Below are 15550 nucleotides of genomic sequence, written 5' to 3'. Positions count from 1 at the left end.
GGCAGCGGCGCGATACCCCGGCTGACTCGGGCGCACCGGATCCTGATCGGCGTGGTCGTGGCCGGCGCTGTGATCATCGCCGGGATCGGTTTCGCCGGGTCCTACGCGGCCGTGCGCGTACTGGCCCTCAGGAAGGGCTTTGGAGACTTCTCCTCTGTTTTCCCGATCGGCATCGACGCCGGCATCTGCGTCCTGCTCGCCCTGGACCTGCTCCTCACCTGGATCCGCATCCCCTTCCCGCTGCTGCGTCAGACCGCCTGGCTCCTCACCGCTGCGACCATCGCCTTCAACGGCGCGGCGGCCTGGCCGGACCCGCTGGGTGTGGGCATGCACGCGGTGATCCCGATCCTGTTCGTGGTCGCGGTGGAGGCGGCCCGGCACGCGATCGGCCGCATCGCCGACATCACGGCCGACCAGCACATGGAGGGTGTCCGCCTCACCCGTTGGCTCCTCTCTCCGCTGCCGACGTTCCTGCTGTGGCGCCGTATGAAGCTGTGGGAGCTGCGCTCCTACGAGCAGGTCATCAAGCTCGAACAGGAACGTCTGGTCTACCAGGCGAGCCTCCGCTCCCGCTTCGGCCGTGCCTGGCGTCGCAAGGCCCCGGTGGAGTCGCTGATGCCGCTGCGCCTGGCCCGCTACGGCGTCCCCTTGGCCGAGACGGCCCCCGCCGGCCTGGCTGCCGCGGGCATTGACGAGCCGCCGATTCAGTTCACCGTGGGGCGGACCCCGGTTCCGGCCCGGCGGCAGAGCCCCGAACTCGTGGCCGCCGTCGACCAGGAGAAGGAATGGGCGCCGGTGCTCGCCGGTCAGCCCCAGCCGGTGGAGCAGCCGCGCACCGCACACCCGGAGCAGCCGCTCGACCTTGCAGACGCAGGGAACGCCCGACACCTCGCCGACGCCTTCCAGGACTGGGTGGCCGCCTTCGGATTCGAGCCCACGACCGCGCAGTTCGCCATGTGGCTCCAAGACCAGTACGGCATCGCCACCGCGGCCGGCGGGCCCCTGTCCGTGGAGCAACTCGAACCCCTGCTGCGGCTCCTCAAGCAGCGTTACACGCCCACGGCTGAGAACGGGGGGATCGAACCCCGAGCCCCGCACGACGCGGACGACGGATGGGGTGACTACTTCTCCAACGCCTGGCTCGCGTACGCGCGGGAGCAGGGGACGTACCCGGATGCCGCTGCCCTCGCCCCGTACGTCTACGAGCGGGACCAGATCACCGGCGCAGGCGGCAAGCCCATCACAGCCGACGACCTTAAGTACTTCGTCTCCACCTTCCAGCAGCGCGAGTTCGACGAGACGCAGCCACCCGCCGACGAGGAAGCTGCTGAGCCCGCCTCACAGGCGCCCTCCGGCGATCCCCTCCGAAACGAGGACGAGCCGAAGGAGACACCGGCCGGCGCGGGCGCGCGCCCCGCCAAGGAGCAGCGCATTCCCCGGGTGAGCGCCCCCATCGACGACCCGCCGGGCGAGGACGACGCGACAGGGGAGCCCGCCGCGCTCACCACCGTCGACCGCTACTACCTCGCCTGGACCGAGTACCAGACCGCGCACGGCGAGGAACCCAAGGCCGAGCAGCTCTCCGCCTACCTGGCAAGCAAGAAGGGCATGACCGGCCGCGGCGGAAAGCCGGTCAGCCCTTCCACCCTGCGCCGCTACCTGCTGCCGTTCCGTGTCTACAACCTCTGGGCCGAGCAGCGGGCGCGCAACGAATCCCCGCCGCTCGACGCCATTGCGCAGGAGTGCGCATCCCATGGGATCACCGCACAACACAACAAGCCCCTCACCACCGACTACATCGCGGAGCAGGCCGTCGACTTCGAGCGGCGCTGGCAGGTACTGACCCGCCATCACACACCGCCACAGCAGTAAAGAGGCCGCGCCCGCTCGTCACTGCGCACCAGCGATCCCAGTCAGCGCCACCGGCTGCGCATTCCAGAGAAACCGCACCCATGAGGGCTGGGGTGTCAAGGCGTGTGACAGCCCCGTCCCGGTGGGCGAAAAGCCGTGCTCGCCGGGCTGTTGGCGCTCGTGGGCGGGAAATCCGGGCCATGGTCCCCCGGTGTGTGGTCATACGGAGAGGACTCGCACGCACCCATTCGATCCCGCCCGGCCCGGGCGGGATCATGACCTTCCTTCGGGGGCCGGGCTGCTCAGGTCATCGAGCGCGGCGGGGCCGGCTCATGCGGTTCTGCGAGCTCGCCCGGGGCTTGGTGTCCCGTCCTTCAGGGATGGTTGTCATCCTGCTGTGCACGGCTCCTTCGGCTTCTGCGCTGTCTCGGCCTCGCGCAGCAGGTGGTAGGCGTGGGTGAGGAGTTTGCGGGCGATCGCGATGGTGGCGATCTTCTTGCCGCGGCGGTGCGCGATCTGCTCGTAGTGGGCCGCGAACTGCGGGGAACGCTTGGCAGTCTGGGCCGCCTCGTTCATGATCCAGCGAAGCCACGGGTCGCCCTGCTTGGAGATGTGGCCGTAGCGCACGGTGCGGTCCGAACCCCGGACGGTCGGGGTGAGCCCGGCCCAGGAGGCGAGCTTGCGGGCCGAGGAGAACCGGGAGACGTCTCCGACCTCCGCCACGATGATCATTGCAGTGAGCAGGCCGATGCCGGGCAGTTTAGTGAGGGCCTTCACCCGCGGATCCCCCTTCGCGGTCTGGGTCAGGGCGGTGTCCGCCCGGTCGATGACCACTTGGAGTGCGACTCGGGACGTAACCGGTCACTTTCGGAATCGGAAGTCGGTTGTAGTTGTGTTCATTCACTCTCCCTCGCACGCGATCCGGTGCGTTCGTGTGACCGATCCGCGCTGGTCGCGGAGGAGGCTTCCGCTCGCCGGCGGTCAGGCGGAGGGGCCCGCCAGACGGTGATCGCAATGCCGTCCGGCACACGCCGTCCAGGGAACTGACGGCGCACCAAATCCAGCTCGTCCAGGCCGAGTCGTCGCCCCCTTCGGCCATCCAGGCAGCTCCTGATGTGCGAGACCGCCCGTGTGCGGGCGGGCCACACAGCCTCCCGGCAACCTTCGGTGCTGCGAACCTCGCCTGTAGCTAGCGTCATCTGACTTCCCCCAAGTTCAGGTCCAACAGGCGAATTCATTCCAGTACCCTGCCGCGTGTCAGTAAACTACTCATTCGCGAGAGCAAACAACAAGTGTTTTCGGCGGCAGTTGCAGGGCTGCGACCTGTGACGGTCACGTCCCACGCGTTCGCGGTCGCTGCCTTCCGGCGTCCGCGCGTTCTTGGGCGGGCTGGCTGCCTCGTCGGCCGACGGTGCGGCGGGTGGGGTCGCCGGTCGGCTCGGGCGCCTGCGGGGCGGGCCGCAGGGCGACGCGGGCGGCGGCAGCGAACACCCCGATACAAACCGCTGGCCAGGCGGTGTCACACCTGGCCGATGGGCTGATCGGCGGTCCGGGGCCGGGAGCCGGACGGCATCGGGTGTGGGCGGTCAGGCGGCCCAGGGTCAGGCTCGGCGGCGACCGCGCGCAGCGCTGATGCTCAAGGTGCGTATACATGGATGTATACTGCGAGGCATGTCTGACGCGATGATTCGTGTGCCTGCCGAAGTCCGTGACCGTCTCGCCGTGATTGCCGAGTCCCGGGGAACGTCGATCCGCTCTTTGGTGCAGGAGTTCGCGGAGTCCACGCTGACCGAGGAAGAGCGCCGTGAGTGGGCCGAGCAGACCCGTGCCTACCTGGGTGAGCACTTCGGCGTCGAGGTGTCCGACGAGGAGAGCGCTGCCATGGGCCGCAGGCTCCGTGAGGCGTTCGCCCAGCAGCAGGGCGCTACCGCATGATCTTGCACCACCTCATTCTCGATGCACCAACGCTGGTAGCGCTCGCGGGCAACCGCCACGTCTCCGCGCTCATCCACCGGGCTCACTTCGAGACCGACACCCGCCTGTGGGCACCGGTCCTCTCGATCCTGGAAGCTGACCGCGAGCACCTGGGGATCGCCGAGCACATCGGGCAGCTGGAGGTCATCCACACCGTGGACCTCGACTACCCGGCGGTGCTCGAAGTGGCGCAACTGCACCGGGACGGCGTTCCTCTGGGCATTGGTGCCGCGATCCATGCCACCCGGCATCTGCCCCAGTGGGGCGCGGACGCCCTGGTCGCCACGGTGGCCCCGAAAGCATACGAAGGCCGCAGTATCCGCGTTTTCGATCTCAACCGCTGAAGTCGGCCGGCCCGGCAGTTTGATGATTACGGCCCTCTTCAGAGGGCGTTTTGCAGGTTCAGCCCTATATGCAGCTCTCGTCGCTGCCCTGCCATGAGGGCTTTCATCCCGTAGGCGGCGAATGACCTTCTCCGGGGTGAAGGCTCGGCCATCTGCCTCTTTCGCTTCTGTACCCGGAAGTCCGTCTCATCCGAAAATTGACCATGCGGCAGGCGTGCGTCGTCGGCCCACGGGCGAATTGCCGGCGGGCGGAAGTGTGCCCTGGCTATGTTGCGGGTTCGAGGGTGACCGTGAAGCCGAGGGCTTCGAGTTGGCGCAGGTGGTTGCGCTTTCGTCGCTCGGGGTCGATGCGGGCGTCGTAGAAGTCGGAGCCGAGGTCGTGGAATTCGGTGTCCGGGTCGGACAGCAGGTGACAGAACACCACCAGCAGCGACCGACCTACCGCGACCAGGGCCTTCTTCTTGCCGCGGCGGCGGGCGATGCGTCGGTAGCGTTCGCCCAGGAAGGTGTCGGTCTTGCCGGCGGCGCTGGCGCAGTGACCCAGGACCCGGGCCAGGTAGGCGTTTCCGTGTCCGGTGCTGCCCCGGCCCTTCTGCTTCCCGGCGGACTCCTTGACGCCGGGGGCGAACTTAGTGGTCCGGTCCGGAAGTCCTTCGGGGGTTGATCATGTAGCTGGCCCGGCGGAGGATTCTTCCTGGTGATCGGTGGTGTGCCGGTCGATCCTGGCCAGCAGATCGTCCAGGTCGGAGGTGGTGAACTTCCACTGGAACGGCTGTGCCGTGGCGTTGTAGCGGTCTTCGAAGGCTCGGAGCCGGTCCCCGACCTCGGTCAGGTCGGTGAAGTCGTTGGGCGAGACGACCTTGCGCTGGACGACGGAGAAGTAGATCTCCACTTCGTTCAACCACGAAGCGTGGACCGGGGTGTGGACCATGACCGCGTTCGGGAAGGCTGCGGTCAGCCGGTCGGCGGCCTTCTTGCCGCGGTGGGAGGAGCCGTTGTCCACGATCCAGAACACGCGCTTCGCGCTGGCGTAGGGCTCGACGCTCATGACCTGGGCGACCAGGGCCATGAACGGGTCGATGCCGGTCCTGGGCTCGGTGCGGCCGAACACTTTCGCGGCGTGGACGTCGTAGGCGGCGAGGTAGGCCACCGCTCCGCCGCGGCCGTAGGTGTGGTTGACGCGCATGGCGCGGGCCTGGCCGGGGGCGAGGGTGGGGTGGCAGCGGCAGCGGGCCTGGATGGAGGTCTTCTCGTCCGCGCTGATGACGTACTCGTCGACGTCGAGCGCCTTGCCCTGCCAGGTGCGGGCGTACAGGTCCAGCACCCGCTCGGCCCTGGTGCGGAAGTCGGGGTCGGTGATGAAGATCCAGGAGCGGTGCTGCCAGGGCTTGAGCGCGTCGTCGGCCAGCCAACGGCGCACAGTGGAGGCGGAGAGGGAGCCGGCGATCGCCCGGGCGACGACCTCGCGGGCCAGCTCCGGGCACGACCAGCGCGACAGCGGCACCCCGGTCTCGGCCGGCAGCCGGCAGGCCAGGGCCTTGACCTGGGCTGCCTGCAGCGCGGTGAACGACGGCGGCCGCCCGTACCGCTCGCGGTCCCTCAGCCCGCCGAGACCGCGCTCGGCGAACCGGCCCCGCCAGCAGCGGACCGTGTCCAGATGCAGGCCCGTTTCCCGGGCGATACGCGCGTTGGAGCGTCCCCGTGCGGCATGCAGCACCACCTGCGCACGCGAGCGTAACCGGTACTCGGTCTTGTGACCGTAGGCCATCTTCTTCAGCCGCTCGCGCTCGGCGGCGCGCAGGACTATCGGGCGGGCAGCGGCAACGGGCAAGGCAGGCAGGCCGATCGGGAGAAGTGGATCACGACAGGCCAGAGACTGCCGTACCCGGCGATCGGCCACTCGGGCAGGATGAACGCCATGCCCACGCCTTCGGAACACACCCGGCTCTCACTGGAGGGGCGCCTCGGCGAGCATGCCCGCACCGCCTGGCCGCAGCTGGAGCAGTTGCACGTCCGCCACCGCGGCGCCTTCGCCTACGTGGAGGCCGAACTTGCCGACGGCGAACAGGTCAAATTGATGCGGCTGCGCTACACCGGCGCCGTCGGCAAGCGGGGCTTCGCCCTCTACTACGCCGGCAGCGACCGCTACGAGGACTCCTTGCTGCCCACCGGCAGCCCCACGGGCACCCCCGCAGACGCACTCGACTGCGCCTGCCGACTCCACCTCGCCACCCCCGACATCTGACCAGACACGCCAGCCACACCACCGCCTCCGCCGTCAACCCCCGAAGGACTTACGACGCAGACCACTTAGTCGATGATCTGGTTGAAGAACACGACGGCCATGGCGCTCGCACCGCTGCCGACGCTGACCGCGAGGGGCCAGGCGTTGCCAGCCAGGGACGACAGGACGGCGGCCCCGACGCCGACCAGTGCGGCCAGCAGAAACACCACGGCGGCGCGCTGGCTCAGCAAGGGCCCGTTCCCGTCGCCCTTCGTGCGGTTTTCGTGTTCCACCTCGGGTGCTCCTCGCTCCTTCTGGCGGGGACGGTCAGCGGCGTACGAGGCCGCCGGGTCGGGGGACGGGCACGGTCCGGCCCCCCGAGGCCGCCACCTCGTACGGATCCTGGGCCGGTCGGAGGAGCTCGAAGGCGACCTGGCCGTCCCCGCCGACCCGTACGCCGTATACGGCCGGCTCCGGCAGGCTGTTGTAGTGGAACGGCGTTGAGAAGTAGTACGCGCCGGTGTCCGGGACCAGGATGATGTCGCCCGGTTCCAGCCGCGGCAGTGCGCGGTCGCGTGCCAGCAGGTCGCCGGAGAAGCAGGCCGGGCCGGCGACGTCCTGCCGGACGGGGCTGCCGAGCTTCGCCCGGCCACTCGGGTCGTGCGCGATGATCCGCAGCGGCCAGAAGTCGGGGGCGAACACTGTGCGGGTGGCGACCTGCACACCGGCGTGGGTGAGCGCGATCGACCGACCGCCCGCGGTCTTGGTGTACTCGACGTAGGCAGCGATGAAGCCGTTCTTCGCGAGGACCGAGCGACCGAACTCCGTGACGATCGCGTACCTGCCGGAGAACAGGTCGGGCGCGTGGTCGCGCAGCAGCGCGACATAGGTGCCGAAGTCTGGGGTGATCTCGTCGCCGGCGAAGTTGACAGGCAGCCCACCGCCGATGTCGATCCCGGTCACCTGGCGCCGCCCGAGCGTGCGGTTGACCTCGTCCGCGAAGGCGACGGCCTCCGCCACCCCGCGGGCCATGAGGTCCAGCGGGCATCCCTGCGATCCGGCGTGCGTGTGCACCCAGGTCAGCCACGGATGCTCCTGAAACGCCCGCTGCAGCTCCCGGCGGCTGTCCGGGTCCGACAGGGGGATGCCGAACTTCGACGTCTGCGTGGCCGTGCTCATCGCGGCGATAGTCCCCCCGCCCACCTGGGAGTTGACGCGTACACCGATCTGCGAGACGGGGTCGCGTCCGGCGAGGATCGCGTCGATCCGGGCCAGCTCCTGGAAGTTGTCCACGTTGATCGCGACGCCCAGGTCGAGGGCCCATTCCAGATCCGTCCGGTGCTTGACCGGCGAGTCGAACACGATCCGCTCCGGTGGGAAGCCCGCCGCAAGTGCCCCGGCCAGCTCGCCGCCCGTCGCCACTTCACAGCCCATGCCGTGGCGCTCCAGCTCCGCCAGCACAGGCACCAGGCTGTTCGCCTTCGCCGCGAAGGCGTGAAGGATGGAGGGCGAGTCGGGGAACGCCGCGTGCAGGCTACCGACGGTCCGGGCGACGCCGTCGAGGTCGACAAATCCGGCCAGCAGAGACCGCTCGGGATCCAGCAATCCCTGCCGTACGGCTGCTCGCAGGATGTGCTCACGCCGTTCGGCGGCGTCGGTGAGTCCGGTCATGGTGTCTCCCCTGGTGGCAGTGTTCGGGACGCCCGGCCAAGCCGGGCGGACTCCAAGGCTGCCCGCCTTCCTGCGGGGAGTCTTCGTGGAGGCCTCAAAGGCTCCGGTGCGGGCACCGGAGCCGAGGGCAGTGTCCGGGCCGAGTCATACCGCGGTTGTGCGCGGCGACGAAGACCGGGCCGAGCCATGGTGCGGACGGCCAAGGGCCCAGGAGTGGAGGCGTGTTGCCACTCCGATCAGTGCCGTGGGGCCGTACCGGTCAGTGCAGTGGGCGGTACCGGCCGAGCCCGCCGAGCCGGTCAGTGACCGGAACCACCGGCGTCGCGGTCGCGCAATCGCAGCTGGATCTGGGCGAGCAGCCGGGCGTCGGGACTGTCCAGGTCGATCCCCGAGACCTCGACGATGCGGCGGATCCGGTAGCGCAGGCTGTTGGGGTGCAGGCACAGGGCGCGCGAAGCGGCGGGCACGTCCCCGAAGCGGTCGAGATACACCCGCAGCGTCTCCAGCAGGCAACTCCCGCTGTGCTCCGCGTCGAACGCCGCCAGCCGCGCCACGGGGGTCCCCGGTGGCAGCGCAACCTCCTGCAGCGCGTCCACGACCTGCATGAGGCCGACCGTCTCCGCGACGTCCTCGGTACGGGCGACGACGCGTGACCCTCCGGCCGTCGTCAGCGCGACGAGGGCCAGCTCGGCCGACCGGCGGGACTCGGGCAGCCCCGCGAGCCCCGCGGCCACGTCACCCAGGCCGATCCGCACCGTCGTCCCCAGCGTGGCCGGCACCTGCCCCGCCAGCGACGTCCCCAGGTCCGTCACTTGCGCGTCGGCCCGCCCGCGGTCGCGGTCCAGCGCGCCCAGCACCACCAGTGCCGCCCCGCTCACCGGCACGACGACGGCTCGGTAGCCGTGGGCGGAACAGTGCAAAGAGAGCAGGCCGTGGAGCCGTGACGCCTCGTCACCCTCGTGCTCGAACCCGGCGCGCACGGCGACGACAGCGCAACTCCCGGTCTCCGGCAGCCCAGCACGCTCCGCCAGCACCTCGACGGACCCACGCCCTTCCAGCACCGCCCGCGCCGCGTCCTCCACCAGGCGGGTGTCCGCACCGCGCGTACGGTGGTGCAGCAGATGAGGAGCGGCTGCCCGGGTCGCCGCGCGCAGGGCCTCGGAGGCGTTCGGGGCGAGGGGACGACCCGCGACCGCCGCCACCCAGATGGACCCCAGCACCTCCCCGCCCGCCCGCACGGCCCCCACCAGCCGCTCCGGGTCCGCCCCGTCGGCCGGCCGGTACAGGACATCACCTCTTCCCCACAGTGCCCGGAAGAACCCGGCCTCCCGCATCGCGGCGACCCGCCAGGCCGGAACGCGGCGGCCGAGGATCGTCAGCCGCCGTAGCTCGTCCACGTCCTCCTCGGTGTCCGTGGACGAGTAGGCCAGCACCCGGGACTCCATGTCCTCGATCGTCACCGCGCCCCCGACCAGCGCGGCTACCGCGTCGGCCAGCCCGTTGAGATCACCGAGCGCCACACCCTGCGTGGTGAGAGCGGGTGGAAGCCCCGCCGAGGCCAGCCCTGCCCGCAGTACACCCACCAACTGGTCCCAGGTGCACCAGGACGTACGGAACAGCACCGCCGTACCGGCCTCCTCGGCCGTCTTCCGGAGCCCGGTGGCGGCCCGCGCCGCCGTGCCCGGGCCGAAGACCACCCCCGCGGCACCCTCATCACCCGCCCGCCGTACGACGTCCATGGCGTGGGCCGATCGTGCGTCGACACCGACGGCGAGAAGCAGTTCCTGCGGCCGGACGCCGGGCTCCAGCACATCCAGCACGGCTACACCGGCGACGGGCACCCCGAGCCCACCCGGCGCAACATGCAACTCCAGCGACCCCGCGCCCACCACCGACAGCAGGCCCTCCAACGTCACCTGCGACGCGGCGGCGGCCCCCCACTCCGATAACGTGTCCACCCCCATCAGCGCCCCCTGTCCCTTGCTGAGGACCGTACGACACCACAGAAGCGCCGGGTGCTCAACCGCGCACAGCCGCACGGGCGGGCGCAGGGCAGGTCGGGGGCAGGCCCATCAAGGACCCGAACCGCCTGTCCTTCTGAGGAGAAGCGCGCAGCAGAGGCTGAGCGGCCCGCGCCACTACGACTGGGCCTGATCCACAGCAGCCCCAGCGGCCACGGCTCCAGCCCCAACCGGCCTGCCGGTCCCCAGCATCCCGCCCGCATCAGCGGTCCCGATCGGTGACCCTCGATCCGTCACTTGCTCGGCACCGTACGGCGGTCCGCCGACGAACCTGTTGAACGGATCACGAAACAGCACTGGAGTTGGCCGCAAACGACGCTGAATCCGCCTGTTAGCCTCCTCGTTTCGCGCGCCCAGCAGACTGGAGGTCCTGATGTTGTAAGTGATCTTCGGTCGTAAGCTCGTTGTCGCCTGCCGGTGGAAGTGCGCCCCGGGCAGACGCCCGCGCACTCCCAGCCACTGATCCCCAACACCACGACGAGGGACACCATCCGGCCCGCAGAGCCGATCCCCGCACATCACGCCGCCCGAATCAGCTTTCCCCTCACACCACTCAGCCGCTCGGCGCGCCACCCAGACCACTACAAATCCACCCATCCAGGCGAACCGTGGCTTCTGGAGCAGGGCCTCAGGCGGGACGCTCCGCCGCTCTACGTCCACGTCAGCGGCTGCCACATGGCAGGCGAGCGGTCCAACGTCCGGCGCACGGGACGCCGCGCCGCAGGCGCGGGACTCGGCAGGACGGGGTCCGGTGTACGTGGCGTTGCCTTTCCGCGCTGGCCACGACTGGCCGCTCGGCGGCGTCCAGTTGATGATTCGGCTGCGAATGGGCACCTCACTGGTGGGGTGATGGCCTTTTGGAGCATGTTGGCCCACTGTGCGCCCCTCGCGCACGCCTGGCGCGACTTCGTGCGCCCGCAGGGTTTTCGTGCGCCGATTGGCCTCTCTGCTCCTGCCACTGGTGCAAAAACGCGCTCTGTGGGAGCACGAACGGCTGTCCGGTCGTTGTGTGGTGGATGAGGACCCATGACGGGGATGCGGCTCGCCGCCTTCGGGGAGCCACCGCGACGCGGGCGTGCCGTCGCCGCGCCTGCAATTGCATTCGGCTCTATGCAGAGAGCGCCATGCATAATGGTAAGAACTGAAAGCTAGAAACGTTCTGTGCATGGCAGACCGGATGCAGGGTACGTGCACGGTCGAAGGAGCGGCGATGACACCCCCTGTGGACCCCAGCCTCAACCGGCGCAAACTGCGCCTCGCCCTACGACACGCGCGCGAGCAGGCCGGCCTGAGCCAGCGTGAGGCAGCCGAGCACGTGGAGTGGTCGCAGTCGAAACTCATCCGCGTCGAGACCGGCACGGTCAGCGTGTCCGTCACCGACCTGCGCGCCCTGCTGTCCCTGTACGACATCACCGACCCCGCCCAGGTGCACGAGCTCGAGGAGGCGGCCCGGGGCAGCAAGGGGGCCAGCTGGTGGTCCAAGTACCACGAGATCGTCACGCCGCAGTTCGGCCAGTACCTGGGGTACGAGAGCGCCGCCACGTCCCTTCACACGTACCACCCCGTCGTCGTCCCCGGACACCTGCAGACCCGCAGGTACGCAGAGGCGCTCCTCGCCCCCCGTGGCCTGAGCCCCGAACGGACGCGCCGTGTGGTGGACATGAGGCTGGAACGGCAGGCCCGAATGTTCGACGGATCCGGACGGCCTGACGCCACCTTTGTGCTGGACGAGGCCGCGGTACGGCGGCAGATCGGCGGCACGGACGTGCTCGGTGAGCAGCTGCAGCAGCTGGTCGACTTCGGTGCACGCGACGACATCACGATCCGCGTCCTGCCGTTCGAGGCCGGAGCGCACTACAGCACGCTGGGCAGCTTCGTCCTCCTGGGCTTTCCGGACGACGACGACCTGCTGTATCTGGAGCACGCCGCCGGCAGCATGACCGGAGGTGAGGATCTGGAACTGCTGGCCCGCTACCAGGAGTGCTTCCAAACGATCACGGATCTGGCACTCGGCGCCACCGAGTCTGTCGACCTGATCGATCACATCAAGCAAGACCTCAGGGCCCGCTAGATCTGCGGGGCCCACGGCTGGCGGTGGAGCCAGGGGGAGGACCGACGTGGTCTCCAGGTCACCATGGCAGGGTCTGCAACAGTGGATCCAGACCTACATACTCGGGGCCGAGGCAACGGGGCTGACCGACGAAGAACTCAAAGCACAGGCCATCCAAAACGACACGCACACACAGAACCTCATCGCCATAGAGAAAGCGCGCGGCGCCATGAAGATCAAGCTGGCGGCCGTCCTCGGCGGACTAGGGCTGGCAGCCCTCATGGTCGTGGTCGGGGCGGTCCTCTTGGTCGTCCAGGCGGCCGGGGGGCTCAAGTTGCCATGGTCCCGGATAGGCACCGGTGCGCTCACGTTCCTGGGGACATCCGGTCTCAGCGGGCTGGTCTGGGCGGCGATACGGGCATGGAGGCGTGGCCGGGCCGCCGACCCTACTCCGGCGAACCGGTCCGCGCATCGTGCGGAAGACGGTCAGAACCAGGTGGGGACGACGTAGCGCCATACGCCGCCCGCCACACTCCTGCGCCGACCGCAACGGCGACGGCCACGACCACCCACAGAACTCTCTTAGCCAGCACGCTCTCGACGAGCAGGGAAGCAAGAGCGGCGGCCAGCGTCGCCACAGCGCCGGCCCCGAGGGTGAACGTGACGACCCCCAGGACTGCGGGCCGTTTGGACGTCTTCTTCCCCAAATGCTGCACTGCCGATGCCCCGGCACCCATAAGGCCCCCTACCTCTTGCCGCTGGCTTGAACGTCACGAGCCAGACAACTCCCCTCGCGTCACCGCGTGGAGGAACGCCCTCCAGGCAGAAGCGGTAAAGCGCACGGGCGAGCGGTCAGGCGTTTTGGAGTCACGCGCGAGCATGCCACCCTCCCGCACGGCGACCTCGAGACACTCGTTCTCGTTGCCGCACATGCTGCTCCTGCGCCACAAGGGTTCCCCCTTATGCACCACCTCAGCCCCCTGCTCCCCCCGATGTGCCTGGATGGCGACATCCATTTTAGTGGACGGTTGTGCACTGCCGCAGGCAAGTACCCCAAACGTCAGGACCAGGACCACACGCGGCATCCGAAAGACTACTGACGGCTACCGGGAGCAAGGGTAGGGGACGTCACCCCCGGCAGCCATACCGGAACCGGTCGATATGCCATACGCCATTGCGGCTGCCGCGCTCCACGCCAAGCAGCCCACCCGTCCTGCTCGACCCACCCGGGACTGCCAAGCTGCTGCCGGGCTTTTGAGCCGACGTGGGCGGCGGGCGGGATATCCTGACAGCCCGCAAACACCCAAGGTTCGCAACCCCGTTCGGCAGCGATACGGCCCTCTTCGCGGTTGAGCTCAGTGAGACTCACCAACCTCGCACCAGTCGTCGCGCCTCCGGCCGTGGCAGGAGCAGCCGCAGTGGCGTATCAGCAGCACGTCGAGCGCGTGCAGCAGGGGCACGTGTTTCGTCTGGGTGCACGCGCGGTGCAGGTCCTGGTAGCCCGGCTGCCGGGCGAGCGTGCACTCGGCCGACAGCGGCGGCCGGTCGGTGACGGCATGCTCACCGTGGCCTGCCGCGACTTCGGGCGTTGGCCAGGGCAACCCCTGCCGCCAGCCTCTGGGCCGCCGTGGCGTGTGTCCACGACGAACGCGACGTAGACGGTCGCCGACCAGGTCTTCACGTGGGTGAAGTCCGCCACCCAGCACCGGTTGGGGGCGGCGGCGACGAAGTCGCGGTCGAGACGGTCGGGAGCCCGCTCGACCTGCCCGCCGGGCAGCGTGGTGATCACACGCTTGCCGCGGACCACCCCCGGGATGCCCATCTCGCGCATCAGGCGCTCGACAGTGCAGCGGGCCACCGTATGTCCCTGCCGGTTCAGCTCACTCAGAGTCTGGACATCCCTTTCGGATCTCGCCGTCCAATGAGTTCGCTGCTATGGCGTGTGGCCTGCGGGCACGTAGCCAGGTTCAGTGCAAAGCCACAGCTGGTACTGGGACTGAACCGTTCCGGGATCGGTGGAGGATCTCGCGTGCGTCGCCGAGGCCGTCGTTGGAGTGGAGTTCTGTGCAGAAGTACGGGTAGCGCGCGCTGCGCGGCCCTGCTCGATCTCTGCATCCAGATGCCCCCAGCCGTCCTCCAGCGCCTGCTCGGCATCAGCCCATCAGTGCACGCACCGTCAGCCCGATGGGGCATCTCCGCCAAGGCCGCATCACTCGGAGCTCGAGGAACCGCTCCGCCAACCAGGAGGCGGCCATCAAGGAACTCCTGGCGTACGCAGCCCGCGACGTCGCCCCCAGTCGGCAGTGATGCCCCGTGCCGCGGCCGCCGAGGCGCCGTAAGCGGCGTCGACGGCCGCCACGCACCTGCGCACCCTTCGGCTACAGGGCCTTGCGCTGTGGACCGTATGAAGTGGTCGTCCTGAGTTGCTGGCTGGGGTCGGCCGCCGCGCCGAAGACCGATGCCCCGCAGGGAAGTTGACGCGGGTTGCCCACCGGTGAGCACGGTGGCGGGTAGTGCCGCAATTACCGGGAGGCACCGGCATGTTCTCCGAGCGTACTTCGGTCGGCCTCGATGTCCACGCCCGCACTACGACCGCTTGGGCCCTGGACAGCGAGACAGGCGAGGTCTTCAGCGAGCGTCTCGACGCCGAGACGCACAACGTACTGACGTGGGTGGCCACGCTGCCGCAGCCGGCCGCGGTCGCCTATGAGGCCGGACCGACCGGCTTTGTGCCGGCCCGGGCCTCTGGGCGAGATCGGCATTCGGTGCGTGGTGTGGCCGCGCCGTCGAAGATGGAACGGCCCGCGGGCGACCGGGGGCCTTGACCCCGGAGTTTGGACACGGGCTTATGCGGCTTGGGGAAGCGTAGTTGACGGTTCGTTGAAGAGGTTTTCGTAGGCGAGCGGGGAGCGTTGTCCGAGGCTGGAGTGACGGTGGACGGTGTTGTAGCGGCTCGCCCAGCGGAAGGCCGCGAGCCTCGCGTGGCGGGCGGTGGGCCACACCTTCGCGCCCTTGAGTGTTTCCCGCCTACATATCAGGGTCCCCGCATGAGTGCCACTGATGCTCAGGCCGCTGCGGCCTGGATGCTCCAGCAGATCACCGAGTCTCGTGCTCACGAGCTCTATCAGAGCGATGCGGTTGACCCCATCGCGAAGAACTTCGACGACGGCCTGACCTACACCAACGACAACGGCAACTCGGCGATCCACAAGACGGTCTTGAAGGCATTCAAGGAGATCAGCGGGGACACCGTGGTCTGGAACAACGTGTGGAAGGGGTGGAGCTTGCCCACTCACCTGACCGGCCCCGGTCACGCTACGGGCCCCGGGCGGACGCGGCGTATGGTGAAGGTCACCCTCTCCGCATACCTACTGGTCGGTATGGTTGTGGATGTGTGAGGGAATCGCGCGGGCAT

The 15550-nt window shown here is 69.2% G+C and carries 17 protein-coding genes and 1 pseudogene; 8 read left to right on the top strand and 10 right to left on the bottom strand.

Going from position 1 to position 15550, the window contains the following annotated elements; translation table 11 throughout:
- The first annotated feature begins 12 nt into the window (after positions 1-12).
- On the top strand, positions 13-1872 hold the full coding sequence (locus tag F7R91_RS43585) for a DUF2637 domain-containing protein (RefSeq protein WP_225321111.1): 1860 nt from the start codon (positions 13-15) through the stop codon (positions 1870-1872).
- Between the two features lie 366 nt (positions 1873-2238).
- Here F7R91_RS43585 and F7R91_RS40885 read toward each other — a convergent pair whose 3' ends face one another.
- A complete protein-coding gene (locus tag F7R91_RS40885; protein WP_150958833.1) occupies positions 2239-2685 on the bottom strand; it encodes a transposase in 447 nt (148 codons plus the stop codon).
- An 837-nt stretch (positions 2686-3522) separates the two neighbouring features.
- Here F7R91_RS40885 and F7R91_RS40880 point away from each other — a divergent pair.
- Both F7R91_RS40880 and F7R91_RS40875 read left to right on the top strand, forming a co-directional pair.
- The gene (locus F7R91_RS40880) at positions 3523-3786 is read left to right on the top strand and encodes a hypothetical protein (protein WP_150958831.1); all 264 of its coding nucleotides are present in this window, start codon (positions 3523-3525) and stop codon (positions 3784-3786) included.
- Positions 3783-4169, top strand: a complete 387-nt coding sequence (locus F7R91_RS40875) for a PIN domain-containing protein (RefSeq protein ID WP_150958827.1) — start codon at positions 3783-3785, stop codon at positions 4167-4169. The genes F7R91_RS40880 and F7R91_RS40875 overlap by 4 nt, the downstream gene beginning before the upstream one ends.
- Positions 4170-4434: 265 nt before the next feature.
- Here the strand turns inward: F7R91_RS40875 and F7R91_RS43580 are convergent, their stop codons facing one another.
- A complete protein-coding gene (locus tag F7R91_RS43580; RefSeq protein ID WP_225321109.1) occupies positions 4435-4593 on the bottom strand; it encodes a hypothetical protein in 159 nt (52 codons plus the stop codon).
- A gap of 240 nt (positions 4594-4833) precedes the next feature.
- Positions 4834-6000: an IS630 family transposase gene (locus F7R91_RS40865; protein WP_225321108.1), complete on the bottom strand. Its 1167-nt coding sequence runs from the start codon at positions 5998-6000 to the stop codon at positions 4834-4836.
- A gap of 87 nt (positions 6001-6087) precedes the next feature.
- Here F7R91_RS40865 and F7R91_RS40860 point away from each other — a divergent pair, with 87 nt between their 5' ends.
- A complete protein-coding gene (locus tag F7R91_RS40860; protein ID WP_150958825.1) occupies positions 6088-6414 on the top strand; it encodes a hypothetical protein in 327 nt (108 codons plus the stop codon).
- A 65-nt stretch (positions 6415-6479) separates the two neighbouring features.
- Here F7R91_RS40860 and F7R91_RS40855 read toward each other — a convergent pair whose 3' ends face one another.
- From F7R91_RS40855 to F7R91_RS43955, 3 genes are all read right to left on the bottom strand, one after another.
- On the bottom strand, positions 6480-6686 hold the full coding sequence (locus tag F7R91_RS40855) for a hypothetical protein (protein ID WP_150958823.1): 207 nt from the start codon (positions 6684-6686) through the stop codon (positions 6480-6482).
- 34 nt (positions 6687-6720) lie between these two features.
- Positions 6721-8064, bottom strand: coding sequence for a type III PLP-dependent enzyme domain-containing protein (locus F7R91_RS40850; protein ID WP_150958821.1), 1344 nt, complete (start codon positions 8062-8064; stop codon positions 6721-6723).
- 299 nt (positions 8065-8363) lie between these two features.
- The gene (locus F7R91_RS43955) at positions 8364-10022 is read right to left on the bottom strand and encodes a PucR family transcriptional regulator (protein WP_150958819.1); all 1659 of its coding nucleotides are present in this window, start codon (positions 10020-10022) and stop codon (positions 8364-8366) included.
- Positions 10023-11295: 1273 nt separating this feature from the next.
- Between F7R91_RS43955 and F7R91_RS40835 the strand changes: the two genes are divergently transcribed.
- Together F7R91_RS40835 and F7R91_RS42425 are read left to right on the top strand one after the other, a co-directional pair.
- Positions 11296-12156 (top strand): helix-turn-helix domain-containing protein, encoded by an 861-nt coding sequence (locus tag F7R91_RS40835; protein WP_150958815.1) that lies wholly within the window; start codon positions 11296-11298, stop codon positions 12154-12156.
- 46 nt (positions 12157-12202) lie between these two features.
- The gene (locus F7R91_RS42425) at positions 12203-12646 is read left to right on the top strand and encodes a hypothetical protein (RefSeq protein ID WP_191971883.1); all 444 of its coding nucleotides are present in this window, start codon (positions 12203-12205) and stop codon (positions 12644-12646) included.
- A 259-nt stretch (positions 12647-12905) separates the two neighbouring features.
- Here F7R91_RS42425 and F7R91_RS40825 read toward each other — a convergent pair whose 3' ends face one another.
- The 3 genes and pseudogenes from F7R91_RS40825 to F7R91_RS44495 all read right to left on the bottom strand — a co-directional run.
- Positions 12906-13151: a DUF397 domain-containing protein gene (locus F7R91_RS40825; protein WP_150958810.1), complete on the bottom strand. Its 246-nt coding sequence runs from the start codon at positions 13149-13151 to the stop codon at positions 12906-12908.
- 339 nt (positions 13152-13490) lie between these two features.
- The gene (locus F7R91_RS40820; protein ID WP_225321106.1) at positions 13491-13736 is read right to left on the bottom strand and encodes a hypothetical protein; all 246 of its coding nucleotides are present in this window, start codon (positions 13734-13736) and stop codon (positions 13491-13493) included.
- A 200-nt stretch (positions 13737-13936) separates the two neighbouring features.
- Positions 13937-14014, bottom strand: a pseudogene (locus tag F7R91_RS44495) (IS3 family transposase); the annotation flags it as partial.
- A 661-nt stretch (positions 14015-14675) separates the two neighbouring features.
- Here F7R91_RS44495 and F7R91_RS40810 point away from each other — a divergent pair.
- Entirely contained in the window at positions 14676-14960 is a 285-nt protein-coding gene (locus tag F7R91_RS40810) for a hypothetical protein (protein WP_150958809.1), read from the top strand.
- A 21-nt stretch (positions 14961-14981) separates the two neighbouring features.
- Here the strand turns inward: F7R91_RS40810 and F7R91_RS44490 are convergent, their stop codons facing one another.
- Positions 14982-15251, bottom strand: coding sequence for an integrase core domain-containing protein (locus F7R91_RS44490; RefSeq protein ID WP_225321105.1), 270 nt, complete (start codon positions 15249-15251; stop codon positions 14982-14984).
- Here F7R91_RS44490 and F7R91_RS40800 point away from each other — a divergent pair.
- On the top strand, positions 15183-15533 hold the full coding sequence (locus F7R91_RS40800; protein ID WP_150958804.1) for a DUF6953 family protein: 351 nt from the start codon (positions 15183-15185) through the stop codon (positions 15531-15533). The genes F7R91_RS44490 and F7R91_RS40800 overlap by 69 nt on opposite strands.
- The last annotated feature ends 17 nt before the right edge of the window (positions 15534-15550 follow it).

The sequence above is a fragment of the Streptomyces luteolifulvus genome (genome assembly GCF_008806595.1).
Classification (GTDB): Bacteria; Actinomycetota; Actinomycetes; order Streptomycetales; family Streptomycetaceae; genus Streptomyces; species Streptomyces luteolifulvus.
This window is presented reverse-complemented; position numbering and strand designations above follow the sequence as displayed.